We start from the raw sequence: 24,642 nt of genomic DNA, 5'->3' as shown, positions 1-24,642 counted from the left end.
CCTTCCCGGCATGGGGGAGGAGGGCACCGCGCCGCAAGCGCGTGTGGAGGGGGATCGCCACAAGGGACTTGCCCGTGGCGGTCCCCCTCCCCGCTTCCGGGAGGATCATGAACCCGATCCCCGCGATTTCCGATTGCGACTTTGCCCCCGCCGCGCCATAGGCGCGCCCATGAAACTCCGCATCATCGTCACCTTGAAGAACGGCGTGCTCGATCCGCAGGGCAAGGCCATTCAGAACGCGCTCGGCGGCCTCGGTTTCGAGGGCGTCGAGGATGTCCGCGCCGGCAAGATCTTCGAACTGGAGGTTGCCGATTCGACCGGCGACGCCGCCATCGACGAGATGTGCCGCAAGCTCCTCGCCAACACGGTGATCGAGAACTACCGGGTCGAAAAGCTGTGAAGACCGCGGTCATCGTCTTCCCCGGCTCCAACTGCGATCGCGACATCGCGGTCGCGCTGGAGAGCGTGACCGGCACCAAGCCGCACATGGTGTGGCATGGCGATAGCGAACTGCCGGAAGGCTTGGGACTGATCGCCCTGCCCGGCGGCTTCTCTTATGGCGATTATCTCCGCTGTGGCGCCATCGCGGCGCGCTCGCCGGTGGTCAAGGCAGTGGTGGAGGCCGCGAATGCGGGCACGCCAGTGATCGGCATCTGCAACGGCTTCCAGGTCCTCACCGAAACCGGGCTGCTGCCGGGCGCGCTGATGCGCAACGCCGGCCTCGATTTCGTCTGCCGCGACGTGCCGCTCAAGGTGGAGAACGCCCAGTCGATCTTCACCAGCGCCTATCAGGCGGGCGAGGAACTCTCGATTCCCGTCGCACACCATGACGGCAATTACTTTGCCGACGCCGATACGCTCGATCGCCTGGAGGGCGAAGGGCGCGTGGCGTTCCGCTATGGTGAGAACATCAACGGCTCGGCGCGCAATATCGCGGGCGTGATGAACGCCGCTGGCAACGTGCTCGGCATGATGCCGCACCCGGAGCGCAGGATCGAAGCCGCGCATGGTGGCAGCGACGGCCGCAGGCTGTTCGAAGGGCTGCTCGCCGCGGTCGCGTGACCGCGGCTTTCCTTCTACCAGAGCGCCGCGGCGGGGGACCGCGGCTGCTTTTCTCAGAACAGCATCTTCAGTCCGACCAGCGCCAGCGTTGCGGCCAGGATCGGCACCAGCACCTTGTCCGACGTGCGCGTCGCCAGCAGGCTGCCTAGGATGATGCCGGGGACCGAACCGACGAGCAGCGACACCAGCAGCGCGCCATTCACCGAACCCAGCATCCAGTGGCCGATTCCGGCGAGAAGCGTCAGCGGCACGGCATGGGCGATGTCCGATCCGACCAGCTTGTTCACCGGCTGGTGCGGATAGAGCATCAGCAACGCCGTCATCCCCAGCGCCCCCGCGCCCACCGAGGTGAGCGACACCAGCAACCCGAGCACGGCCCCCAGCGCCACGGTGACGGCGCCGATCCGCGCCTCGCCCAGGCGCTCGAACCTCGGCGCCATGAAGCTGACAAGCCGCGCGCGAAAGAAGGTGGCGACCGAAGTGGCGAGCAGCGCGCACCCCAGCGTCACGGTGATCAGCCCGCCGCTGTTCTTCGCATGCTCCTGCGCGCTCGACAGCAGCAGCAGCGTCAGCGCGGTCGCCGGCACGCTGCCATAGGCCAGCCGCCGGACCACCTTCCAGTCGATCGTGCCGTGCAGGCCGTGCACCCCCGCCCCCACCGTCTTGGTGGCGGAGGCGTAGAGCAGGTCGGTGCCGACCGCAGTTGCCGGATGAAAACCGAAGGCGAGCACGAGAAGCGGCGTCATCAGCGAGCCGCCGCCGACGCCGGTCATGCCGACGAGCAGCCCGACAAGCACCCCGGCGATAGAATAAAGCGGATTGATCGCGAGCACGGGAATCCCTGGAACCTATTCCCCCGAACATGCGGGGATTCCCCGCGAACGCCAGATAGATTTGGTTTCAACGCGGCACGGCGGCCGCCAGCGCCGGTTGGCCGATGTCACACGCCTGTGGCGAACGGCGTGAAGTCGGTGCCCTCGTCGAACACGTCGACGCCTTCGGCGCGCTTGAGGAAGTTCACGACCAGATAGGTCGCCGGCGTCAGCAGCACTTCCCAACCGACCTTGAGCACCCACTGGGTGAACAACACCTGGAGCACGAGCGCATTGGTCCAGCCTTCGGCGCCCCAGAAGGCGAGCGGGTAGAAGATCAGGCTGTCCACCGCCTGCCCCGCCACAGTGGAGCCGATCGTCCGTGACCAGAGCATCCGGCCACCCGTCCAGAGCTTCATCCGGGCAAGCACGAAGGCGTTGACGAACTCGCCAGCCCAGAAGGCGCAGACCGAGGCAAGCACGATCCGCGGCACCTGGCCGAAGATCACCTCGTAGGCGGCCTGGTTCTTCCAATCGGGTGCCGGCGGCAGTTGGACGACCACCCACGACATGAACGCCATGAACAGCACCGCTGCCGTGCCCGCCCAGATGACGCGCCGCGCGCGGGCATAGCCATAGACCTCGGTCAGCACGTCGCCGATCACATAGGAGATGGGGAAGAACAGAATGCCCGCTCCGAACGGCCAATAGCCGACGCCCGGCAACCAGATCTGCGCCACCTTGCCTGCGCCGATCACATTCGACAGCAGCAGGATCGCGACGAAAGCGGCCATCACGAAGTCGAAATAGCGGAAATGCCCGCCGGAAAGGCTGCGGGCGGTGACATGGGCGGGGCGCTGCGGATGGTTCATTGCACCGCACTATGCGAGGCGTTTGCCTGCTACGCAATCTGCGCCTAAAGGCACTTCCGCGCGCGCCCGTAGCTCAGTTGGATAGAGCACGAGCCTTCTAAGCTTGGGGCCGCTGGTTCGAATCCAGCCGGGCGCGCCATTTCTGTTCAGCTTTGGGCACTGCGGCTTCCGGCGTCTGGGATGCTATGATGGCGCGTTCCAACATCGCGTTGCGGCCCGTGATCCGCACCTCGCGGTCGCCGACCTCGACGCGGTCGACGAGCAGGTGGATGTATTCCTTGCGCGTCCTGCCGTCTGGCTCGTGGAGCTTGCGGCGGAGCAGATCGCCGAATTTGGCGATGATCGCAGGCGTGATTCGCCGATCGCCAGCATCAATCTGCCGTTCGAGGACAGCGATGTCCGCCTGGGTGCTGGCCTTCTGCGCGCGGATGTTGCCGAGTTCGGTGGCGACCTGCGGATCGTCCGGGCTGAGTACCTCGAGCCGGACCAGCTTGATCACGCGGGCGCTCTCGCCCTCAAGCTGGGTTAGCCGGCCTCGCAGCCGCTTCAGTTCAGCGGCGCGCTCGGCGACGGCGGTTTCCGAACGGTCCAGCCATGTCTGGAGAAGCGCGGTCAGGCGTTCCGGCTGGACGAGATGGCGGGTTACTGCGCCGACAACCAGATCGTCCAGCTGCTCCATCGAAACGCGGCGTCCCGAGCACGCTTCCGGCCCGCGCTTGATCCGCGCCGAACAGGCGTAATAGCGATACTGACCGGACTTGCCGGTGCTGGTCATCATCCCCGCACCACAGCCGTCCCCGCCGCAACCGCAGACCGCGCGGCTGGTCAGCAGGTTTGTGTTGGTCTTCGCGGCAGCCTCGCCCATCCGTGGGTCACGATCGGCCATCTGCTGGCGAACCGCGTAGAACGTGTCTTCGTCGATGATCGGAGGGACCGGGATCGGCACCCACTCGCTTTCCGGCCGCGTCTCACCGGTGCGCGAGTCCCGCCGGTTGAAGATGACGTAGCCGACATAGGCGGTGTTGGTCAGAATGTTGTGCAGCGTGCCGATGCTGAACCGTTTGCCCCGGATGCGGTAGCCGCGCTCGTTCAGGTGATGGGCAAGGCCCGTAATGCCGATCGGGCCGTTGGGTGTGCCTTCGCGATAGGATTTGAAGATGTAGCGGACCATGTCGACGGTCTCGGGATCGTGCTCCAGCTTCTTGCGGTCCTTGCCGCGCGCCTGTGGCACGCTGTAGGTGCGGAAGCCGATGGGCGGCGTCTGGCCATTCCAAAACCCGTTCACGGCATTGGCGATCATGGTGCGACGGACGTGCTTGCCGTTTTCGGCAGATTGATATTCGTCGAAGATCGCTAGCATCGACACGGCGAGGTCGGACGCCGGATCATCGCCGAAGTTTTGCGTCACCGAGATGATGCGGATTTTCCTGCGGCGGAGCCGCTCGCGATACTGCATGAAATCGAGCGCATTGCGGAACAGCCGCGACAGCGAATGCGCGAGAATGATGTCGACCGGGCGCTCATCCGACTGGGCGAGCGCGATCATTTCGCGAAAGGCACGACGATGATCATCGGTGGCACTGCCCGCCTCCGAGAAGACCCGGACGGTTTGAGCGCCATGATCCTCCACCCAGCGCTCGGCAGTGGCAATCTGATCCGGCAACGATAGGTCGTTCTTCTCCTGCCGCGTGGTCGATACCCGCGCGTAGACGAAGACGCGCTTCCCAGCGAAATTGGCACTTTCCATCATGAGGCCTCTTATGGCGCCATTATCCCCCACCCATAATCGAGCCGTGCTCGCCCTCACCGCGAACATGCCTCGATTGATGAGAAGATCCGACGCTGCGTTAATCGTGCGTGAGGGAGACGATCTCGACGTTCTTTTGACCTAGCCGATTGCGATAACGCCGGAATTCCTGTGCATCGCGGCACAGCCGCGAGGGCGTTTCGACGAGGATGGCATCGACCGGGTGATCGTCGGACTCTGCGGACGCTATCATCTCATGGATACCGTCGCAACGATCCACCGTGCCGCTCGCCTTTTCGGAGAATACACGGACCACCTGAGCTCCGCTGTTCTCGACCCATGCTTCGGCGGCTGCGACCTGGTCGCGCAGCGACAGGCTCCCGCCATTCTGCCGCGATGGAGACACGCGCGCGTAGATGAAGACACGCTTACCGGACAGATTACCGTTTCCCATGTTCAGTCCTTTTCGAACAGCGCCGCGATCTCGCCGCCGAACAGCCGGTCGATGAGTGCGACCTCCTGTTCGAGGGTCGACCATGAATCGTCCCAGGCCGCGCTGACAAGCCCCGGATCGTCACCGCGCGTATCGCGGACGGGCGACGCGGATGTCGCCTGTGTCTTCGAACGTGATGCGCGCCGGCTCATGGGCCGGGCATCGCAGGATCCGCGCGAGACAGTTGCGGGGGGCGCTCGCGATTCTCACCGGACGAGCTTTTGTTAGCGAATTACCGCATTGGGCCAGCAAGGGCGCACAGGGTTCCAGCATCTTGAATCTCTGTCGCTAGACGTTGCCGATTGTCAGGGCGCAGTTATGATTAGCCGGGTCGGGCCGATCGGACCCGTGCGTATTGCCGTCTAGGTCATCGCTGAGTAGGGGGGCACCGACGACGTCACCGCTTCTTGGTCTTGCCCTCCTTCTTTTGCTGCCCAAGTTTTCGCGATGGCATTTCACGCATCGGATCGGTCGATAGAGGCGAGATCATCATGCCGACGTTCTGCGCGCCGCGAGCAGCGGCGATGTCGTCGGTCATGGGGGCGAATGGCAGCTGATTATGCCCGAGCCCGCCGTAGTTGGGCGACACACCGTGCGTGCGACCCAGAACGGCGACCACCTCTTCGGGCACGCGGCTCGTATCCTGCAGAACCTCGGGCAAGATGCCCTTCTTTGCCCGAATATAGCCCACGATCGCGTCCCATTGATAATGGCGGTAATACGCGATGTCGTCGCCGCGATCATTCAACCATAAATGGGCTTGATAGCGCGCCGTATAGCCGAGCTCGCCCGGTCTGGGTCGGTCGGCGATCATCGCCATCGCTTTCTTGCGCAGCGTGTCCCCTGACTTCGCCTCGAGGGCGTGGTCCATACCAAAGGGGCCGAACACGAGCGGCAACGCATCTTCCTTCTTGCCTTGTGTCTGCATCAACAGCCAAAGTGCGGCCGCCGGGTTGCTCTCCGCCACCCATGCATAGTTAATCGTCGCGATCGCCCAGGACACCCGCCGCAGCGACATGGAGGCTAGCCTGGGTCCTTCCGGCCTGTACCGCTCGTTCCAGTCCTGGGCCGTCATCATGATTTCCAGCAACCCGACGGAGGCGTGCTGACGCCAGTCCAACCCCCATCGCGTTGCGGCCGGGCGGTTCTGGCGTGACCAGCCATGGCCATTGCGCTGTTCGAGCCAGAATGCGGGGCTGGACTCGAAATCCCGGGCGAGCGCCTTGGCCTGCTTCGGCGTGGCGGGCGCCACATCGATGCCGTCCAGTTCCTCGGCCGCCGCTGTCAGGCTCGCGGCACATACCTTAGCCCAGGCCGCTGCTGCTTCGGCGTCGCCGCGTTGCAGGACGGTACCCGGCGCGCTCAGGGCTATCGACTGGTAGGGCAGCATCTCGATGGCACGCTTGATTGCGAAAGGCTGATGAGCGGTACTCGCCAATGGGACGCGGGGCAGGAAACGCCGTGTGGAAAGCTCGGCGCCCTCATCGAATGCCATTGCGAGCAGCCCGGCCTGATTGACGGCTAGCCGCGCCAGTTCAGCATAGAGGACGGCAACCAGGAAGGGCGGGAGATAGTCCGTCTCCGGCTTCACCCACTGCTCGCGCACAAGATCCGGCCACGGATCCTCTGCGATCGTTGGAGACAGCGCGAGAGCGCCCTTGAAGTCCTTGGCAAGCACGCGATGGAACAGCGTACCGTTGCGCAGTCGCAGATCAGCGAGATACAGAGCAAGGTCATGCGGCGAGTGACCAATCAGCGTGACGAGATGCTGCAGTCTCGCGTAATTTTTTGACGCGCTGCTCACGGCGAAAGGGTTCGGCTTCAGCTCTTCCCTATCGTCGGGCCTGATCAAGCACTGGCGCCAAAGAGACGCGACCAACTGAGAAATGGTCATGTTGCCGTCAACAATCGCAACCGCGCCATGCGGCAGCTTCTCGAGATCGATAGGCAAGCGATGGGTCGTCCGGGCGATGCCGCAGCCGTCCGTCGCGGGCTGTCCGGCGATCCAGTAATCCCAGCCGCACCGGTAACCTGCCGATGGATCGATGCCGTCGTCGAAGCCAGCCTGCGCGACCGCCGCAGTGACGTCGTCGATGATGGTCATGGTATGTCTCCCGCGCCAGCGTTACCTCCCGGAGTGTTGAGGGATCGTATGTCATCGCGCACGCGTGCGATTTCGCGGTTGAGCGCGGCGTCGTGGTCGGCCAGCCAGGCTTCCTGGGCGATGCTGACGGCGACCAGCGCTTCGGCGGCGGTCGCCAGATCGTGCCATTCCTCGTCAAGTCCGGGCGGGTCCGCGCCTAGTATGGTCTCGATCCGCTGCATCCGACCGATCAGTTCGTCGGCACGACGCGCAAGCGCGTCGTAGCCGTGGAAAAGTTCAGGGCGCCCGCCGATGACGACCGAACGGCTCTCGCCCAATATATCGGTCACGCCTCGCCTCCCACACTGCCCGCGTCGTCAATCGAGGGTCGGTTGGATGCGCTCACCACCTCGTTGCTCGAGGCGTCTGCGACCTCAGCGGCGGTTAGGGGCGGCCGAGGCGGCTTATCGGGATCGACCGGGGAGGCCGCCAGTCGGGGATTGCCACCGTGCCGTTCGATCCAGTCGTGCGCCTCGCCACGATTCATTCGGGCAGGCGGCTCCAGATCTCGCGCCGCCGCCATCCGCCCGATCAGAAATCCCTGCGATCGCGTCATCGGCTTGCGCCGCCACGCATGGCTGTCCGCGTGGTCGCGCTGCCAGACGCGGAAGCCCGCGACCTCTTCCGCATAGGCGCGGCTGGCACGATCGAGCAGCAGCGCCTCGCCGCGCTTCGTCCAATCGTCCAGGTTGGCGCGGACTGCCGCGACCTCGGCCGCGATGCTCGTGACGCCAGGCTGCCCGGCCGCGAACGGCGCGACCAGCACGATATAGTCGTCGAGCGGCTGGTGGCGCAGCCACACGCGCGCCGACGCCATCTCGCCTGTGTACCCCGCGTCGCGTTCCAACCAGGCGAGCGACATGCGATGCCACTGCTCCGACCGGGTGGTGGATAGAAGGCGCGTCTTGGCGTTGCGAGCCTTGCGGTTGATCTCGGCCAGTCGCTCTTCAGCCTTGCGCTTCACGGCCATGGCCGCCTCATATTCGCGGCGGCGGCGGATTTCGTTGGCATCATATTCCATGGGTTGTCTCCTCGTCCGTGATCGGACGGGCTGACGATACGAACCCCAGGTCGCGCCGATTGCGGGGGGCGCTCCACTTTTGCGAGTGATCGGTGCGTTGGCACCTGATGGGCTGGCCGCCGTGGATTCGCACCGGCACCGACGTGCGACGGGGCATCCCGCACAGGTCGGATGGAGCGCCCCCCGCAATACCAATCAGAAAGGGCACCTACGAAGCGGAGGACCACAGACGAGGGAAGATCTGTGGGGTGGGATGCGAAAGAAATGTTGACCCCGGTCAACTGCGCATCCGCTCCTTGTTCCCCACCCCGCCTGTGGCCCCACGATCAGGGTGTCGCGATGCTGCTGGAGACCGAGGAAGGCATATGGGCGCGGGCAGATGCGCAAGTCTTTCGCCTGCTCATGGACGGCGAGCGAACCGGGCGCCGCCTTCAAGCCGCAGAGCGGACCATTGCCGCAGCGTTCCGGCGTGTCGACTCGTTACGCAAGCGGCGTCGCGTAGCGGCGGCTGCCGAACAGGCAGCCGCCAATCGCAAACTGGATCAGGAACTGGCGCGAGCATGGGGGCACCCGATCCGCATCCGCTTCTCGCGGACGAATGAGCAAAATGGGGCATCCTGCGCACGGCGCCACAAGATGGAGAAGTTGGCCGGCGTCTCGAGGCGGGCAGTCCGGACATACCTAGCCCCGATTGTCGACAAGCGTGGGCGCGTGGCCCTTTTCTTCCGCGTGCGATACGTCGGTTTCAAATCGAAGGGTTGGCGTCCGGGCCTGTCTGCAGACCACGCACTGTACATTTTACGCGACGAAGCGATCGAACGCATCGGCGATATGGTGGTCGATGCGAGCGTCATGTCCAATATGGGCAAAGACGCTCAGGAGATCGCGGCTTGCTGGCGCGCCCTCGAAGCAATCGAGGAAGCCTACCGCGCCAACGCGATCGTTCAGCACCGCATCATCTGGAACCTGCCGCACGACATCGATGCGGCAGAGCGCCGCGCAATGGTGCAGGAGTTTTGCGAACGGACGTTCGGCCGGTTGGGCCTTCCGTGGGCTGCCGCAATCCATGTTCCGGATGCCAAGGGCGATGCGCGCAACTATCACGCCCATATTATTTTTTCGCTGCGCCCCTGCGAGCGCACCGGGGAACATGAATGGTCGATCACGCAGGAGAAGCTGAACGGGCTAACGGATCCGGACGGGCTCAAATTGATGCGTGCGCTTGCAGCCGCGCATATGAACCGGGCGTGCCACGCGGCTGGACGGCCGGAACGCTTCACCCATCAGACATACCAGGAGCGCGGCATCGCCGCTGAGCGACAAGCACATGTCGGCGCGGCCGCCATGGCGGCACATGAGCGCGGCGAACATGTGCACTCGATCGCGCGCAATGCCCTCATCGCGGAAAGCAATGAGCTCGCCTTCGAGCAGGCTCACGCGGCAAAACAAGTGGAGGCGCAAGGCAAGCTCGTTGCGCTTCTCGATCGACAGATGCATTCGGATGCCGCGCGCCGACGGGTGGTCATCATCACCGGCCGGGCTCGGGCGGTAGCAGACAGCGCCCGCAACGTCGCGAACGGGCTTTTGCGAACACAGCCGGCGAAGCGCACCGCGCATCGACATTTCGCCATACTGGTTCGCGATCGTGCACATGCGGTCCTACAGATGTTGATCCGCCAGCGGCGGGCGCGCCGTCCATTGGGGGAGACAAAGTTCATAGCCGTCAAATTGGGGGCTGTAGCATGGCAGGTGGCAAACGGGATTAGGTCCGCACCGACACTTCGGGTGCCTGCCCGTCAGGCACAAACAGTAGCAGATCGCATGGTGGTTGCCTCGGTTGCGGCTACCAGGTCATCGGCGTTGCGCAAGAAACTAGTCGAGCAGCGCGGCGAGGCGCTGGCGCTGCGTGAACGACTCATCCGCCAGGATCTGCAACAGACGGCGGATCGGGCGCGACAACTGATCCTTACCGCAAAGATGCCGCCCTATCGCGTTGAGCAGAATCGCCTCATCCTCGACCTGTCGGCAATGCCGAACGGCGAACGTGGCTTGGTAGAAAGCTTGCCCCACGACGACCTCGGCAGGGCATTGCGGGAGCGGCATCGCCAAGATCTCAAGTACCAAGAGGAACAGCGACAGGCGCGCGAAACCGAAGTGAAACGCGTGGAAGCCGAACGTGCCGCGGAAGCCGCTCGGCAATCGCTGGTCGAGGAAGCGTGCCGTATCCTGCGCCAATCCGGACCGCGCCCCTATCGCCGAACCGGCACCCGGCTGCAGCCCGACTGGTCCGTACTGTCTCGCCAAGAGCGCGAAACGGTGACGAAGGTTGGCATCAACGATCAAATACTCCAGGCGGCTCTTGTCGAGCGCGCCAAGCGGGATGATCGTGACGACAGGCTTGTCGCCATGTTGGACGACGTCGAGCAGAACCGGGCCTACATCGCGGTACTCGATAACACGAGAATGCCCGACGCCCAGCTGCTGGCCGCGTACAATCTCACCGACAACGACTTGCGCACCGAAGCCGTGCAGCGCCGCTTGACTGCAATCGCAGAGCAGCAGCGCGAGGAACTCCAGACGATCGCCGCCCATATCGAAGCGCATCCCGCCGATCTGGTGCGGGAGGAAACCGGCTGGACGCTTACGGCAGCAGCACCTCCAGTGGCGCGGCATCTCGTCGAAGCCTGGCGGCACGACCAAGGGGTCCAAACCGTTCTAGCAGATGTTGCAGCGCGCTTCTCGGCCGCGACACCGGCCGCCCCATCGCCAAAGATGCCACCAAAGAATACAGGGAAGGAAGATCCTCAGCCGCCCTTGCCTGTCGGCTCACCGGACGCTGCTCCGCAGGCTCCGGTTGAACAAGCCGTCCCGGCAACTCATCACACCGCCGGCAAATTGCCTGCAGGTGCCCGCCGCATCGCGCGGATAGCGACGAACGCGGAAACGATCTCGCGCTGAATACCAGAAGGTCGGGCGCTGCCGATATCGGAAGCCAGCGCGAAACGCCTTGCAAAAGGTAGGCCCATCTCTGGATGCAGCATGGAAAAGACGCCGACGAAGGTGAATTTCAGGTCAGGATCAAGCGAAGGTTCTGAAGGAAGGGAAAAACAGAAGGTCGGCATCCTCCGATCTACCCTTGCTCAGGCCTTCGTCCACGGTCGGCGCTGCTGACCACCCCCAGCAACTGCGCGTCCTCGTGCCCACCGCCCTGCGCGGTCCGGGCCGATGCCGCGCGTCCGGAGTATCTTCATGATTCCTGCCCCCATCATAACCGTGCACATCGCTGAACTGGATGTCGGCTCACACCTCGGCGTCGACCGCACCATCCCGGTCGGCGCGGCGATCCTGTCTGCCCAGCCGCAGGGCGATCGGGTTATGTTCACGCTCGACAGCATCGTTCTCCGGCCATCCGATCCCGTCGATGCCCTGCTGCACCGGCTCGACCAGCATCTTGCGCACCCCGGCACGGCCATTTTTGGATACCGGCTGACAGAGGCCACCGCACTGCTCGGTCGCTTGCCCGGCGCGGCCGGGTCTCCTGCGCTCCGCACGATATGCGGGACCGGCCAAAACGACGTGCTCAGCCTGTCGGCTCGCAGCGACGCGGGCGTGCTGAGCCTCGAGCAGGCCTGCGCCGAGGCCCAGATCTTCTGTGCCCATGCCGACCCCAACGACCGCTTCACGTCCTGGGTGCGATCCGATGTCGACGCCATCGAGCAGGATGCACAGATCGACGTCATCGCCTGCCTCCGTCTGATCCTCCATCGCCTCGTCGCGATCAAGGCGGGCGGCCGGTCGATCACCACCACGCTCCGCGCCGATTTCGCCACTTGGCTCGAAGAGGCGGACCACGCCGCCGCCCGGCTGCACTTCGCGGACCTGCTCTCCGCCGCCGGCTGATCAACCCACCCGCGTTGCGGCTGAAATCAAGGAAAACTCCCATGCCTCTTATCGACTTTTCGGTCGAGGCGCGCGGTTTCGCGCCCGTCTCGATCGGCCTTGCCGTGCGCACCGTCGCTACCTGTCCCGCAGCCGGTCATCGTCCGGATGCGCGCCTGCTATGCGGTATCGGCACGCTGACCGTCCTGCCGGGCGACGACGGCGGCTATCGCTTCTCCACCGATGCCCGCTGCCTGGGCGAAGGCGACACGGTTCGCGATCTGCTCGACTGGCTGGAGCCGCAGCTTCCGCTCACGCAAACCGTGGTCAGCTGGGACAATTGGGGCTCGGTGCCGCGGCGCCTCCTCGCCCTGGCCGATCCGGCGCGGCATCCGGGCATCGTCGCCGCAGCGGCCGACACCGCCGGACGCTGGCGTGATCTGCCGCGCGAGCACACCCCGCATCTGCGCCAGGCAAAGGCAATGCCCCTGCCGTGCTTCTGCGGCCCCAACGCCGATTTCGAGGCGTGCGATGCAGCCATGCCCCTCTATCTGCTGCCGGATCCCGGCATCGCCGCCGAGCAATTAATCGGTGAGGCCATCGCCGGCTGGCGCGCCTGGGCCGCCGGCCACGGCTATTTCGACGATGCCGAGCACCCCGCCCAGATCGCCCGGCGCGCGCTCGACCGCTGGCTCGCCGACCAGCGCACCCCTCGCTGACCTTCTGCACCCACAAATTGCGGACCCCGCGCGTCCGCCGGAGACCTACCATGCATCATGAACTGACCTCGCTCTGGAAGAGCGACACGCCCCGCTTTGTCGTCGTGCTCGATGCGGAGCGCGCCTATGATCACGAAGCGCATGCCCGCTACCGTGCATCCGAACGGTTCGTACCGGGATATGCCGAGCACCTACCACCCCATGACCCCCGGGTGACGCCGCGCTGGCCGTGCCAGCGCGTGGTGGCCCTGTCGTGGCTGGTGACGACCGAGGCCGAAGATGGCCTTCGACCGATACGGCTGGAGACCCGCGGCCTGCCGGAACAGGATGAGGCCGCCGTCCTTGCGGCGTTCTTCGCCGACATGGAGCATCTCGGCAGCGTTCAGATCGTCACATGGGGCGGCTTCAATAGCGATCTTCCGCAGATCCTGATCGGCGCGATGGATGCCGGCCTGCGACTGCCATCCAGCTTGGGCCGCCTGGTCACGCCTTGGCGCCGGGATGCGTCCGGCCACCTCGACCTGTGCACCGAGATGTGCGGTGGCGCGGCACCTGCGCACATTGCCGAGATCGCCGCCCGGCTCGGTGTCCCTGCCAAACTCACCTGTCGGCCGGATCTCGTCTCAAAGCTGATGCAGCAGGGGAAGTGGTCGGCCGTCCGTTCGGTGGTTGAGGGAGACGTGTGGACGACGTGCGCCCTGCTGATGCGCTGGCGCGCGCTGACGGGCGGCCCCGTCTCCATCCTTGAGGCAACGCACCGGCTCACGTCCTTCATCGCCACCCACTGCGCCCATCGCAGCTACGCCGCCGACTGGCAGCGCTACGGCGACGAGCTGATGGCCCAGGCCTTCGCTGCGGAAACGCGCAAACTGGAAGCGCTGGCGCCGGGAATTGGTGGCTGACGCGGTGATCACGGCCTCTGAAAGGGGGCGGAAACCAAATGATCGGGGCCGATGGCCCCAACGGAGACTAACAACATGACCATCCAGCATTCGCTCGACACCCTGCAGGCCTGGACCATCGGCCTGCGCACCGCCATGGGCTATCCGGACGCCCCCATCGGCAGCCCCGTGAACTTCGCCTCGGGCAGGCGTAGGAACCCCATCGAGGCGCTCCAGGTCGCCGACGTTGTCAGTGATACCGGCCGGGACGTCGTCTACGTGGAGTTTGATACGCCAATCGCGAACGGGCCGATCGGGGTTTCCCTTGCCACGCGCGCGACTCACTGGGTCGATTGGCACCCGCAGGTGCGGCTCTACGCCGCCTCCGACGAGGCGCCGATCGAGCTGCTGACCGACACGCACCGCTGGTCGATCGGCCCGCGCGCTAGTCTGATCGCCTCGCCGCTGCCCCCGCGCAGCCGGATCGCGCGCGGCATGGCGCGAGCCGACCGGCTGTGGCGTGAGGCGGCCGAAAAGGCGTGGGGCATCAAACTGGTCGGTTCGATCCACGTCCCGGATGGTGCGCGCTACGCCGATGGCGTGCCTATGGAGGAATTCGCCGCGACCCTTTGACGCGCCACGATGCCCCATGACACCCGGGCGGACATTGCCTATCGTCCGCCCGGTAATTCCAACACGTCAATCACAGTCCATTTGCGATTATTGAATCTGAATAATCGCACTAAAACCAAAGGCCTTATATGATTTGGTGCAGGAGCTCACGCTGCACTGCTTAGACCATCAACGCTGGGCAATCCCCGCTTGCGCTCAGCAGCCCATGTCAGGCGGCTCCGATCTTCAAAGTGCTACTAGATGCAGCGACACACATGTTGCGGGGCATGCCAGCCATCCCCTACACCATTGTCATCAACCCGCACGCTTTGCATACGCCTGTGAAGGATCCACAAAAGGAACAGAGTTTGCCCAGCGCTCCTTCGGGCCCCGAAGAGACCTTTCGCGAGCAGGCGCGCCGCCTGCTCCGCCAATGGTTGGCGTCAAATGACAACGTTCTTCTTGATTCGATCGACACGCTGGGTAGGCGCGCGGTCAGCGGAGCGTCCGAAGCGAGTAGACGGCTGGATCGCACAATCTCTTTCGGCCAGTCGGCAGCCAGCAGTCTGGATGATCTCCAGGCCCTCATGGCCGATCTTGGCGCGCCGGCCCAGCCTCGCAGGCGATCCCTTTTCAAAGCCGCCCCCAAGAACCACGCGGATCCGCAGACGCGCCTGGAAGCGTTGGTCGAGTCGCTCGATCGCGAACGCGACAATGTCGCCCGATCGCTGATCACGATCGAGTCGGACAGCACAAAACTGCGCGCGGCAGCAGCCGAACTGGACGACGCGCTGGCGTTGATCCGTGCGTGCGCCGCGGCGGTGGATGCGGCAGGTCGCGAGCTGATGTTCGACCAGCCGACCCGCGCCCGATTCCTTTGCGACACTGCGCGAACGCGCCTGCTGTCGCGTGAGCAGGACGTCGCCACGCAACTCGCCGTGACGCAGCAGGGCATCCTCACCCTGCAATTGCTGATCGATGGCCAACATGCGCTGGCGCAAGCGCTCGGCCGGGCACGTGACACCAGCATCGCGGCGCTACGCACCGCGATTGCCGCCCAGCGCGCACTGACCCAAAGCCAGGATATGGCCCGTCAGGCCGAAGCGCTGGAGCGGACGGCGCGAGCGGCGGAGGAAGCGCCCGCTACGCGTGGCGATTTCCAGCGCGTTCTGGACGATGCCGTCGATCAGGTTCGTCGCGCAATCCTCGCCGCGCAGACAGCCCAGCGGGGTACTCCCCTCTAGCGCGACGACGAGTCGATGCACTACCAATGCCAGGATACGCATTCGGGTGAGAACATCAATTGGCTGGATTTCTGGACAAATTGGCGGGATGGCTGGGCGGTCCAGCACGCCCGGATCCTGCGCCGGCGAGCAGCAAACCGTTTGCCCCCCCTGTTTCGGCCGAAGACCCGAGGCTGCCCGACGCGTCGCGGCCGCTGGTAGCACGCCTGCTCGCACTGATCGCCGATATCGAAGCCCGGACGCATGACGACGCGCTCATGGTCTCCGCGCTTACCGAGGTGCGGCAGATGCGCGACAGCCATCTGCCGCGACTGATAGAAAGCTATGCCGAGATCCCCGCGAGCCACCGTGCGGAGATCTTCCGCCAGACTGGCCGCTCGGCGAGCTACAATCTGAACCAGGGCTTCGAGAAGATGGTCGCGCGGCTGGAAACGCTATCGCGCACGCTGGCCCAGGAGGATCTGGACAGCTTCGCCGACAATCTCCGCTTCATCGAAAATCGCTATGGCAAGGACGATCCGCTGCGTTGACGCACGGCCTCTATCGCTCGTCGATCTCGGCGCGAAATTCGGTCAGCGATCCGTTCCCGAAACGAGCCGAAGCGGCGCGGAGACGGTATCGGTAATGCCGAAGAGCGCCGCGCGATCGAGCAGCCGCTCCGCCCAGGCGCGATGCGTCGCCGGCTCGCACATCACGCCGTCATGCGCGAACACCGCTGGCGCATCTTCATCGAGCAATAGCCGCGCCTCTTCGATCTGCTCTGCCGGAACGGCGAGTGCCGCCTGGATCACCGCCACCTGATCGGGATGGATCGCCGTCTTGGTAAGCAGGCCGTGTTCGATATCGCGCGCAACTTCCTCGCGCAGCAATGCGGTGTCGGCGAACTGCTCGAAGACCGGGGCACTCAGCGCAAACCCCCACGGCGCAAACCCCGCGACCAGATTGGCGATGATGCTGCCAAGCGGCCCTTCATAGGCGGTCTGCCCTGCGGTGCGGCGCAAGCCCATCGCGCGCAGGAGATCATTGCCGCCGATGCGCAATGCCAGGATCCTTTCCTGTACCATCAGCAACTGATCGCGAAGCCGGCGCATCTCCTGCGGGTCGCAGGCCTCGCGCGTCTCCAGCGTCGGCATCAGCCGGTGATGATCGTGCAGCGGCGCGACCAGATAGGCGGGCATGCTCTCGGCATGCGCCTTGGGGATGACGAAGCCGGACAATCGCTCGCACCCCGGCATGCGCAGCACATGCTCGAGCATCGCGGCATTGCGCGGCCGTACGAAGAGCAACGGCTCGCCCGGCCCCGGCGACCGCAGGGCGAGCGTTCGGAGGAACGCGGAAAGCCGGCAGAGCGCAACCGGCACATCGCGCTCGAGCACCGCGTCCTCAAGGCACAACACCGCCGAGCGCAGCTCCGGAATCCGCTTTGCGCCGAGCAGCGCTTCGGCTAGGTCGTCGCGCGTGCAGGGAAGATAGAGGGTCGCACCCAGATCCAGCGCCGAAATCGAATTCATGCGTCCCGCCCCAGGCTGCGGATGATCGCCACTGCGCGATACTGTGAGTCATGGCCGAGCGTATCGACCGGAACTTGGTGTTCGGCCGCGAGGTGGAGCAAGTGCGCGACATCGGCGTCGTGAGGATCGCGGACCAGAAGCCGTTCGGGAACGCGTCGCAGCAGCGCGCGCGTCGCCTCGGCGATGCCCGGCTTGATCCGGTTGCGGTCGCGCGTCCCGGCCTGTCTCAGAAGCGCTTCAACCATCGCCTCGCACCCTTCTCTCAAGACCTTCCGTCGGCCGGCATGACCATCGATGGTCCGGGGAGCCGCGGTCGCGGCGGCGGGCGCGATGCCATCGACAAAGGCCCGCGACAGATCAGCACCAGCATGTTGCGGGTAGGTGACACAGGCGTGGAAATCGCCCGGCTTGACCATTTCGGCGTTGAGGATCGATCGGCTCACCAACCCAGAGACGATACCGTTGAGCAGGCCCGAGGCGATCAGATAATCGTCCTCCGTAGCAGCGATATCGGCCTGGCCGGCGGGATCCGCAATGACCGCGAGCTCGGGCACGAAGCCCATCGGGCGGCCGGCAAGCGCAGCGCGGAGCTCGGCGGCGATTGCGCCCTTGCCGGTCCATCCATCGACGAACACCGCATCCGCCGGATCGTGACGCGCGGCGATATGAGCGAGCGCCACAGCATCGATGCCGCGGTCGCGGATGATGCTCACCGAATAATGATGGGCGACATGCCCCCAGGCGCGCAGGGTCCGCGTGAGCAGCACGCCAATCGGTGTGCCGGCCCGGGCCAACGAGACGATGACCACGTCGTGGCCGGGCCGCCGCCCGGCGAGATGCGCGGCAAGGCTCGCCACGTCCTGCGCCAGCCGGGCACCGTTGCGCGCCAAGGCCGCGCGGTACAGCGCCAGATAGCTGGCGTCGGGCACGCGCTCCGGTGCGATCATCTCCGAATAATGGCGGCGGCCGGATTGGATGGCGGCTTCCTTGTCGGCAACCCCAGTCGCCGCCATAGCCACCGGCTTGAGCAGGAAGGTGACATCGGCAGGATCATAGCTGCCCGAAAAGGGGGTACCGGCGCGCACCGAGGGGTCAACGGCCATCGAACATCCCGCCCGCCAGCTGCGACCGTGGCGGCATCATCGCGAAATCGCACAGCCCCATGAAGGGTGCGTCGGTATGGCTGTCGCCGATTCCGATCACCGGCGCATCGGGATAGCGCGAGCGCAGGCCGGGCAGGATATGCGCCACCGCATGCGCCTTGCCGAGATAGGGCGGCATCAGCGCGACATTGTTGCCGTTGCGGTGATCGGTCCAGCCGGCGGGCAGAGATGGCACCGCAGCATCCACCACGGCGAACAGCGCGTCCGCATCCGCGTGGTCATGCTTGGCGAGCGTATAGAGCGGCAGCGCACCTTCGGTAAGAACGCGGGCGTTGACCGGCACGCCCCGCGCCTTCGCCTCGCCGCCGATCGCGTCGGCCAGATCAGCGAGTTGCCCCGCATGGGGCGCAGCCCGGCTGGCGATCGTCTCGGCCCAGTCCGGATCGACCTCGCCCGCGTCGTCCAGTACCACGCCGCCATGCGCACACACCGCCGCGCGGAACGGGATGCGTGCGCGCCGCAACGCGTCCAGGCTGCGCGCAGTCACCGGCACCAGATGGGTGGTCTCCGCCAGCCATTCGAGGAACTGCATCTGGCGCGGCGTCGCATAGCTCAGCGGAGATCCGTCGCGCGCGAAGCCGAGCGGCGTCAAGCGGTCGGCCGGAACGTCGGGCGGGCATTTGCGCAGGGTCTGGAACAGCGTGTCGTCGAGGTCGACCAGGGCAATGGCGCGGATCATGCGACCCAGCCCACCAGCCGGGCGTCGAGCGCTGCGATCAGCGCCGGATCGATCGTCCCTGCGCCGGTTTCATGCGCGATCCAGTTCGCGCGTCCGTCCGCCGGATCGGCATTGTAGAGATAATTGGGCACGCCGGTTCCGTAATTGTCCGAGAAACAAAGCTTCGTCGCCATTGCCGCGCCGAGCCGCGCCGGGCTGCGGCTGGTCGCCTGGACGACGACGTCCTGCCCGTCAGCGGCAAGTTGCTCGGCCAGGCGGAATGGCAGATAGGTGAACTCGCCGGTGCCGATGATGCGCAGCGGCCCGGTAGCTTCGGGCAGCGCCGAGACGGGCGGCAGCGCGACCGGTGCCGCGATCCCCAAGCGCCCGAAATTGCGATGCGCCGCCATGCGCCCAAGCGAGGCCGCGGCGCTATCGAACGCGGCATCGGCCGTCATCGCCGTGCCCTGCGTCCATTCGAGCCGGCCGCGGAGCAGTGCGGCGATCTGGGTCGGGCGCGGCATCTGCGCCGGCCAGTGCTTGCCCACCGACCAGTCGGTCAGCGTCGCCACGACGATCGCTTCCACGCGTGGCCAGACAGCGACCAGCGCATCGGCGAGGTTGCACAGCGTCGTACCGGTCGAGACCTCGTCGTCGACGAGCACCAGGGCACGAGGCTCGGGAAGATCGGGACGGTAGATCAGGTGCGCCGAGGCATGGCTGTGCGGCTCTTCGAAACGGCAGAGCAACGGTGCGTCGAGTTGCTGGCGGGTCGAATGCAGGAAATGGATGTCGTCGCGCCCGGTCGAACGGCACAATTCCTCGTGCAACGTCTGGCCAAGGCACACGGCCGTTTCCGCCATCCCCACGACCATCACGGGTCCCGGCAGGTCGGCCGGAATCTGCCGCGCGAGATCGTGCACGCTTTGCCGCATCCTCTGCGGTGCCGCCGGAAGGTGACGCCCCAGTACCCGCGACACGACCAGGAAGCCGCGCCGCGGATTTTCCCGCGCAGCGAAGTCGCACAGGCTGTCGAGCGGCCAGGTCGCTTCCTCTATCGCGATATCGAGCCGTCCGGTCGCCAGCGCAATCGAGCGGGTTGGCGCGGCCAGTGTCAGCATTCGCAGGTCACCCGGGCGATCACGTCACGCGCCTGGCGCACCACCGCCGCACGGCCAACCACGGAGGTCTCACGCGCCATGTGCGGCTCTATGCCGAACGCATCGAGGAAACTGAGCAGGATCGCGCCCTTGATGCCAAAATTGATGTTCTCGGCAATGGCGCCGCGCTCGCGGATGCGATCGAGGTTGAGCGACGAACTGACCAATCCCACCAGATGTCCGGCCATGTCGAGAATCGGCCCCCCGCTGTTGCCGCTGGCGATCGGCGCGGTGAACTGGAACACGCTACTGTCGTTGCCGATGCCGCACGAGGCAGCGATGTTGCCCGCGCTCGCTTGCGGTCCGGTGCCGAGCAGCCCCTGGAGCGGAAAGCCGAGTGCGACGATGTCCTCGCCCAGATGCAACCCCACTTGCGAGCGGAATTGGGCGACGCCGGGCAGCCCCGCCTCGACATGCAGCAGGGCCAGATCGTTGCGGGCATCGGCAAACACCGTCTCCGCAGCCAACGCACGTCCGGCGACATGGACAGTGACCGATCGGGCATCCTCGACGACATGCGCGTTGGTGAGAATATGATTCCGCTCGATCGCGACGCCGCTGCCGCTGGACGCGCCGCTACCGGGCGGGCGGTGATCGCCGTCCTGCCCGGAACCGGCGGCCGGCTGCAGGCGCGGGATCATCTGCATAACCCAGCGATGATCGATGCCGTGCGCCGCCGCGATCGCGTTCAACCCCAGCGCAAAGCCCTGCCCATTGGCGGATAAGCGCCAGGCACCTTGGTGGCGATAGCATTCGATCAGGATCGCGGCCGCATCGCCGCGGCCCCGCAAGTCGGCAGCGAAACGGAACACGCCCGTTTCCACCGTGACGATGCGGCCGATCGGCTGGCTGCCGCGATCGAAGGCGATCAGCATCAGCCGCTCGACGGGCCGGGGAACGGCATCGAGATCGAGGCGCAGATGGGATTCGCCCTCGAACTGCGCTGCCGGGCGCATCTCGCGGGCGACCGTATCGATCAATGGGAAAGCGGGTGTGATCCGGCGGTCGGCCCCCAGCGCGATCAGCGCCAAGGCCGGCAACGCGCCACCATCGCAGGCGATCGCAAGTCTCTGCGCGCCGGCGATGGCAGCCCGTTCGCCCGCAACCAAGGCACGCATGTGCGGGCCTGTTCCCTGGCGTCAGACGTTCACGCCAAAGGACTGGGCAAGCGGACCCAGCCCGCCGGCAAAGCCCTGGCCGATCGCCTTGAACTTCCACTCGCCATTGTGCCGATAGAGCTCGCCGAAGATCATCGCGGTTTCGGTCGAGGCGTCTTCGGACAGGTCGTAGCGGGCGATCTCGGTGCCGCCATCGGCGTTAAGAACGCGGATGAACGCGTTGGATACCATGCCGAAATTCTGGCGACGCCCCTCTGCCTCATGAATCGTCACGGCGAAGCTCAGCTTCTGTATCTCCGCGGGAAGCTGGTCGAGCGACACCGCCACCACTTCATCGTCTCCACTGCCCTCGCCGGTGGTATTGTCGCCCTGGTGCACGACCGAACCGTTGCCGCCATTCTTGTTGTTGTAGAACACGAAATCGGCGTCCGAGCGAACCTTGCCGCCATCGTTCAGCAGGAACACGCTGGCGTCGAGGTCGAAGCCGCTGCCGTCGGTGACGCGGGTATCCCAACCGAGTCCGACACGCACGGCCTTGAGGCCCGGAGCTTCTTTGCTGAGGCTGACATTGCCGCCCTTGGAAAGCGAAACTGGCATGATGAATACTCCTTGCGGCCAGGATCAGCCGACGTTGACACCGAAGTTGCGCGCGAGCGGCGCCAGGCCGCCCTTATAGCCCTGCCCGACGGCGCGGAACTTCCACTCGCCATTGTGGCGATACACTTCACCGAAGATCATCGCGGTCTCGGTCGAGGCATCCTCGGCGAGGTCGTAGCGCGAGATTTCCCGGCCCGTCGCATCATTTACGATCCGGATGAAGGCGTTGGAGACCATGCCGAAGCTCTGCCGGCGGCTCTCGCCTTCGTGGATCGTCACCGCGATCGCAATCTTCTGCACCTGCTCGGGAACACGCGTCAGGTCGACCTTGAGCGCCTCGTCATCGCCATCGCCCTCCCCGGTACGGTTATCGCCGGTATGCTCGACCGACCCGTCGCTGGAGCGCAGATTGTTGTAGAAGATGAAGTCGCTGTCGCCGCGCACCTTGTCGCCGCTCGCGAGCAGAAAGGCACTTGCGTCGAGGTCGAAATCCGCACCGTCGGTGGCGCGGGTATCCCAGCCCAGTCCGATCAGGATCTTGCTGAGATTGGGCTCTTCCTTCGACAGGCTGACATTGCCGCCCTTGGACAGACTTACCGACATGATGTTCTCTCCTGATTAGTGTCGATTGAGGTGCTCGCCGGTGGGGCCGACCGGGTCCGCGTCTTCCAGCGGCACGGCAGCGGTGGCCTCGGCGCGGTTGCTGCGCAGCGAGGCGGCAAAGGCGATGCCGATGAACCCCGCGCCGATCAGCCCAGTCACCGTCTCGGGGATTTCGAATCGGACCGACAGCAGCATGATCGTTGCGAGCGCGAGGATTGCGTAGAATGCCCCGTGTTCGAGATAGCGATATTCGGTGAGGGTGCCGCGATCGACCAGCATCACCGTCATCGAGCGCACGAACATCGCACCGATGCCAAGGCCGAGCGCGATGATGAACAGATTGTTCGACAAGGCGAAGGCGCCGATCACGCCGTCGAAGGAGAAGGAGGCGTCCAGCACCTCAAGATAGAGGAAGCTGGCGAGCCCAGACTTCACGACGGCGACTGCGGCGCCATTGCCGGAACCGACGACGTCCTCTTCCTCCTCGCGTTCCAGCAACGCGCCGATCGCCTGCACGCCGATATATGCAAGTAGACCGAAAATGCCCGAGACGATGAAGGTCATCGCATCCTCGGGCGCGATCATGCGCGAAATGCCGTAGAGCGCGAGCAGTACCACGCCGAGCGCAAGGCCCGAGACGCGCGAAAGGCTGGCAAAGGGGCGCTCGATCGGGCCGATCCAGTGGCTGTCCTTGTCCTCGTCGAGGAAGAAGGTGAGCCCGACCATCGCCAGAAACGCCCCGCCAAAGCCCGAGATGCCGACATGGGCGCCGGTAATGATCCGCTCATAGGTCACCGGATCGGTCGCGGCGAGCTTGACCGCGTCGATCGGCCCCAGCTTGGCGGCGATCGCGACGATCGCCAGCGGGAACAGGATCCGCATGCCGAATACGGCAATCACGATGCCCCAGGTGAGGAAGCGGCGACGCCAGACCGGATCCATGTCGCGCAATACGGTGGCGTTGACGACGGCATTGTCGAACGACAGCGATATTTCGAGAACGCCGAGTACCAGCACGATCCACACGATGCCCAGCGTTGCCGCCACATCGTGCGTGATCGTCCAGCCCAGCCAGGTACCTAGCGCGAGGCACAATGCCGTGAACAGCAACGACCACTTATAATATTTGAACAATTTCTTCCCCCTTGTGCCGCGAGCGACTTAATCCTTGCGGCCCGCGACCCAGCGCAAGCCCCAGCCCAGCTTCTCGTCGAGGACCTGCTGGTCCCGCACATAATCCACGATCCGCGTCACCTTCACGCGCCCGGCGTCATTTTCGATCAGCACGATGCCGCACAGTCGCCGATCGTCGCGCCCCTCGGTCATCCGCACTTCGATCGGCGGCTGGTCGGGCATGGTCACCAGCACGACGCCATCGGTCTGCTGCCAGTTGGGCACCCCGTCATAGATGTTGGCAAACACCGCGATGCGCCGAATCTGTGCCCATTGCGCACCGTTGACCCGCAGCGTTTCGCCTTGCGAAACGTCCCCGGTACGGTCGTCGCCCGACAAGGCGATATAGGGCAGATCGTTGAACGAACCGAACGCCTTGCCGAGCGCCTGAACCACGCCCTTGCGCCCGTCGGCAAGTTCGAACAGGCAGCCCAGATCGAGATCGATCGCACTGCCGCCGCCGAAGAACCCCTTGCGGCCGCGCGACCAGTTCAGGTTGATGATGATCTCGCCGAAACTGGCTCCCCGCTTCTCCAGGCTGACGGTCTGGCCCGCCTTCTCCAGCGTGACCTTGCTTAAATTTACCGGCGGCGGCGGCGGCGGCGCTGGCGGCGGGACCGGTGCAGCGTCCTCCGCCACGTCGATCCCGAACGCGCGCGCGAGGGGCGCGAGACCGCCATTGAAGCCCTGGCCTACCGCACGAAACTTCCACTGGCCATTTCTGCGATACAGTTCGCCGAACGTCATCGCCGCTTCGCTCGCCCCCGCCAGCGCCGGCGCGAACCGCAGCGCGGCCGCTCCGCCCGAAGGCGCCACGGTGATCTCCGCGCCGTCGAGCAACGCCAATGTCTGGCTTTTGGCCTGCGCCTCGTGAATGGTGACGCAGAAAACGATCTTCTCGATCTCGCTCGGGATCCGCGCGAGATCGACTTCGAACGCCCCCCGACCGCCGGCCGACACAAAGCGGATCCCGCCGGCGCCGCCTTCGGGCTGGTTGTAGAAGACCATGTCCGCATCGTCGCGAACCTTGCCGGAGGCCGTCAGCAGATACGCCGAGGCGTCGGCGTCGACATCACGCCCGGGCGCTACCTTCCAAGCGAAACCAATGGTCAGCGCATCGCCGGGTGTAGGGGCGTTGCCGCCCTGTTGCAGATCGGTCATGCAATATCCTGCC

Annotated in this window: 26 protein-coding genes, 1 tRNA gene and 1 pseudogene; 11 read left to right on the top strand and 17 right to left on the bottom strand. The window is 65.3% G+C overall.

Annotated features, from left to right (window positions below; all coding sequences use genetic code 11):
* Positions 1 to 169: 169 nt before the first annotated feature.
* On the top strand, positions 170 to 400 hold the full coding sequence (gene purS / locus ACNFJ7_RS02895) for a phosphoribosylformylglycinamidine synthase subunit PurS (protein ID WP_019370641.1): 231 nt from the start codon (positions 170 to 172) through the stop codon (positions 398 to 400).
* On the top strand, positions 397 to 1,062 hold the full coding sequence (gene purQ, locus ACNFJ7_RS02890; protein ID WP_019370640.1) for a phosphoribosylformylglycinamidine synthase subunit PurQ: 666 nt from the start codon (positions 397 to 399) through the stop codon (positions 1,060 to 1,062). Before purS ends, purQ begins: the two co-directional genes overlap by 4 nt.
* Before the next feature lie 53 nt (positions 1,063 to 1,115).
* Here the strand turns inward: purQ and ACNFJ7_RS02885 are convergent, their stop codons facing one another.
* Entirely contained in the window at positions 1,116 to 1,895 is a 780-nt protein-coding gene (locus ACNFJ7_RS02885; protein WP_019370639.1) for a sulfite exporter TauE/SafE family protein, read from the bottom strand.
* Between the two features lie 107 nt (positions 1,896 to 2,002).
* Positions 2,003 to 2,746 (bottom strand): queuosine precursor transporter, encoded by a 744-nt coding sequence (locus ACNFJ7_RS02880; protein ID WP_019370638.1) that lies wholly within the window; start codon positions 2,744 to 2,746, stop codon positions 2,003 to 2,005.
* Between the two features lie 62 nt (positions 2,747 to 2,808).
* On the opposite strand from ACNFJ7_RS02880, the gene ACNFJ7_RS02875 reads away from it, so the two are divergent.
* Together ACNFJ7_RS02875 and ACNFJ7_RS02870 are read left to right on the top strand one after the other, a co-directional pair.
* Positions 2,809 to 2,885: transfer RNA gene (locus ACNFJ7_RS02875), tRNA-Arg, on the top strand.
* On the top strand, positions 2,850 to 3,275 hold the full coding sequence (locus ACNFJ7_RS02870; protein ID WP_236704457.1) for a hypothetical protein: 426 nt from the start codon (positions 2,850 to 2,852) through the stop codon (positions 3,273 to 3,275). The genes ACNFJ7_RS02875 and ACNFJ7_RS02870 overlap by 36 nt, the downstream gene beginning before the upstream one ends.
* Positions 3,276 to 3,449: 174 nt before the next feature.
* Here the strand turns inward: ACNFJ7_RS02870 and ACNFJ7_RS02865 are convergent.
* The 6 genes and pseudogenes from ACNFJ7_RS02865 to ACNFJ7_RS02840 all read right to left on the bottom strand — a co-directional run.
* A pseudogene (locus ACNFJ7_RS02865) lies at positions 3,450 to 4,493 on the bottom strand (recombinase family protein); the annotation flags it as partial.
* Positions 4,494 to 4,593: 100 nt separating this feature from the next.
* Entirely contained in the window at positions 4,594 to 4,947 is a 354-nt protein-coding gene (locus ACNFJ7_RS02860; RefSeq protein WP_019370637.1) for a recombinase family protein, read from the bottom strand.
* Between the two features lie 2 nt (positions 4,948 to 4,949).
* The gene (locus tag ACNFJ7_RS02855) at positions 4,950 to 5,138 is read right to left on the bottom strand and encodes a hypothetical protein (protein WP_019370636.1); all 189 of its coding nucleotides are present in this window, start codon (positions 5,136 to 5,138) and stop codon (positions 4,950 to 4,952) included.
* Between the two features lie 245 nt (positions 5,139 to 5,383).
* Complete coding sequence (locus tag ACNFJ7_RS02850; RefSeq protein WP_019370635.1) at positions 5,384 to 7,090, bottom strand: hypothetical protein; 1,707 nt, start codon at positions 7,088 to 7,090, stop codon at positions 5,384 to 5,386.
* A complete protein-coding gene (locus ACNFJ7_RS02845) occupies positions 7,087 to 7,419 on the bottom strand; it encodes a hypothetical protein (RefSeq protein WP_019370634.1) in 333 nt (110 codons plus the stop codon). The genes ACNFJ7_RS02850 and ACNFJ7_RS02845 overlap by 4 nt, the downstream gene beginning before the upstream one ends.
* Entirely contained in the window at positions 7,416 to 8,150 is a 735-nt protein-coding gene (locus ACNFJ7_RS02840; protein WP_019370633.1) for a hypothetical protein, read from the bottom strand. The genes ACNFJ7_RS02845 and ACNFJ7_RS02840 overlap by 4 nt, the downstream gene beginning before the upstream one ends.
* Before the next feature lie 339 nt (positions 8,151 to 8,489).
* On the opposite strand from ACNFJ7_RS02840, the gene ACNFJ7_RS02835 reads away from it, so the two are divergent.
* The 7 genes from ACNFJ7_RS02835 (at position 8,490) to ACNFJ7_RS02805 (ending at position 16,015) form a co-directional block, all read left to right on the top strand.
* Positions 8,490 to 11,108 carry a MobA/MobL family protein gene (locus ACNFJ7_RS02835; RefSeq protein WP_160327950.1) on the top strand — a complete coding sequence of 873 codons (2,619 nt, stop codon included), beginning with the start codon at positions 8,490 to 8,492 and terminating at the stop codon, positions 11,106 to 11,108.
* A 291-nt stretch (positions 11,109 to 11,399) separates the two neighbouring features.
* On the top strand, positions 11,400 to 12,050 hold the full coding sequence (locus tag ACNFJ7_RS02830; protein WP_019370628.1) for a hypothetical protein: 651 nt from the start codon (positions 11,400 to 11,402) through the stop codon (positions 12,048 to 12,050).
* Between the two features lie 41 nt (positions 12,051 to 12,091).
* On the top strand, positions 12,092 to 12,748 hold the full coding sequence (locus ACNFJ7_RS02825; protein ID WP_019370627.1) for a hypothetical protein: 657 nt from the start codon (positions 12,092 to 12,094) through the stop codon (positions 12,746 to 12,748).
* A gap of 50 nt (positions 12,749 to 12,798) precedes the next feature.
* On the top strand, positions 12,799 to 13,650 hold the full coding sequence (locus ACNFJ7_RS02820) for a hypothetical protein (RefSeq protein ID WP_019370626.1): 852 nt from the start codon (positions 12,799 to 12,801) through the stop codon (positions 13,648 to 13,650).
* Positions 13,651 to 13,725: 75 nt separating this feature from the next.
* The gene (locus ACNFJ7_RS02815; protein ID WP_019370625.1) at positions 13,726 to 14,262 is read left to right on the top strand and encodes a hypothetical protein; all 537 of its coding nucleotides are present in this window, start codon (positions 13,726 to 13,728) and stop codon (positions 14,260 to 14,262) included.
* A gap of 266 nt (positions 14,263 to 14,528) precedes the next feature.
* On the top strand, positions 14,529 to 15,485 hold the full coding sequence (locus tag ACNFJ7_RS02810; protein ID WP_419724233.1) for a toxic anion resistance protein: 957 nt from the start codon (positions 14,529 to 14,531) through the stop codon (positions 15,483 to 15,485).
* 59 nt (positions 15,486 to 15,544) lie between these two features.
* Positions 15,545 to 16,015 carry a hypothetical protein gene (locus tag ACNFJ7_RS02805; RefSeq protein ID WP_152997811.1) on the top strand — a complete coding sequence of 157 codons (471 nt, stop codon included), beginning with the start codon at positions 15,545 to 15,547 and terminating at the stop codon, positions 16,013 to 16,015.
* A 42-nt stretch (positions 16,016 to 16,057) separates the two neighbouring features.
* Here ACNFJ7_RS02805 and ACNFJ7_RS02800 read toward each other — a convergent pair whose 3' ends face one another.
* Genes ACNFJ7_RS02800 through ACNFJ7_RS02760 form a run of 9 tightly spaced genes read right to left on the bottom strand, consistent with a single transcriptional unit; the run spans position 16,058 to position 24,629 of the window.
* The gene (locus ACNFJ7_RS02800) at positions 16,058 to 16,996 is read right to left on the bottom strand and encodes an HpcH/HpaI aldolase/citrate lyase family protein (RefSeq protein WP_019370622.1); all 939 of its coding nucleotides are present in this window, start codon (positions 16,994 to 16,996) and stop codon (positions 16,058 to 16,060) included.
* On the bottom strand, positions 16,993 to 18,099 hold the full coding sequence (locus ACNFJ7_RS02795) for a cysteine protease StiP family protein (RefSeq protein WP_019370621.1): 1,107 nt from the start codon (positions 18,097 to 18,099) through the stop codon (positions 16,993 to 16,995). Before ACNFJ7_RS02795 ends, ACNFJ7_RS02800 begins: the two co-directional genes overlap by 4 nt.
* Positions 18,089 to 18,838, bottom strand: coding sequence for a hypothetical protein (locus ACNFJ7_RS02790; RefSeq protein WP_019370620.1), 750 nt, complete (start codon positions 18,836 to 18,838; stop codon positions 18,089 to 18,091). Before ACNFJ7_RS02790 ends, ACNFJ7_RS02795 begins: the two co-directional genes overlap by 11 nt.
* Positions 18,835 to 19,938: a phosphoribosyltransferase domain-containing protein gene (locus tag ACNFJ7_RS02785; protein WP_019370619.1), complete on the bottom strand. Its 1,104-nt coding sequence runs from the start codon at positions 19,936 to 19,938 to the stop codon at positions 18,835 to 18,837. Before ACNFJ7_RS02785 ends, ACNFJ7_RS02790 begins: the two co-directional genes overlap by 4 nt.
* On the bottom strand, positions 19,932 to 21,095 hold the full coding sequence (locus ACNFJ7_RS02780; RefSeq protein ID WP_019370618.1) for a trypsin-like peptidase domain-containing protein: 1,164 nt from the start codon (positions 21,093 to 21,095) through the stop codon (positions 19,932 to 19,934). Before ACNFJ7_RS02780 ends, ACNFJ7_RS02785 begins: the two co-directional genes overlap by 7 nt.
* Before the next feature lie 21 nt (positions 21,096 to 21,116).
* A complete protein-coding gene (locus ACNFJ7_RS02775) occupies positions 21,117 to 21,692 on the bottom strand; it encodes a TerD family protein (protein ID WP_019370617.1) in 576 nt (191 codons plus the stop codon).
* Positions 21,693 to 21,716: 24 nt separating this feature from the next.
* A complete protein-coding gene (locus ACNFJ7_RS02770) occupies positions 21,717 to 22,295 on the bottom strand; it encodes a TerD family protein (RefSeq protein ID WP_019370616.1) in 579 nt (192 codons plus the stop codon).
* A 15-nt stretch (positions 22,296 to 22,310) separates the two neighbouring features.
* Positions 22,311 to 23,429 carry a DUF475 domain-containing protein gene (locus ACNFJ7_RS02765; protein WP_019370615.1) on the bottom strand — a complete coding sequence of 373 codons (1,119 nt, stop codon included), beginning with the start codon at positions 23,427 to 23,429 and terminating at the stop codon, positions 22,311 to 22,313.
* Between the two features lie 27 nt (positions 23,430 to 23,456).
* Positions 23,457 to 24,629: a TerD family protein gene (locus tag ACNFJ7_RS02760; RefSeq protein WP_019370614.1), complete on the bottom strand. Its 1,173-nt coding sequence runs from the start codon at positions 24,627 to 24,629 to the stop codon at positions 23,457 to 23,459.
* Positions 24,630 to 24,642 lie beyond the last annotated feature (13 nt).

The organism is Sphingomonas sp. HT-1, assembly GCF_048568905.1.
Taxonomy (GTDB): domain Bacteria; phylum Pseudomonadota; class Alphaproteobacteria; order Sphingomonadales; family Sphingomonadaceae; genus Sphingomonas.
Note: the sequence above shows the minus strand (reverse complement) of the source record. Positions and strands in the feature narration are given on the sequence as shown.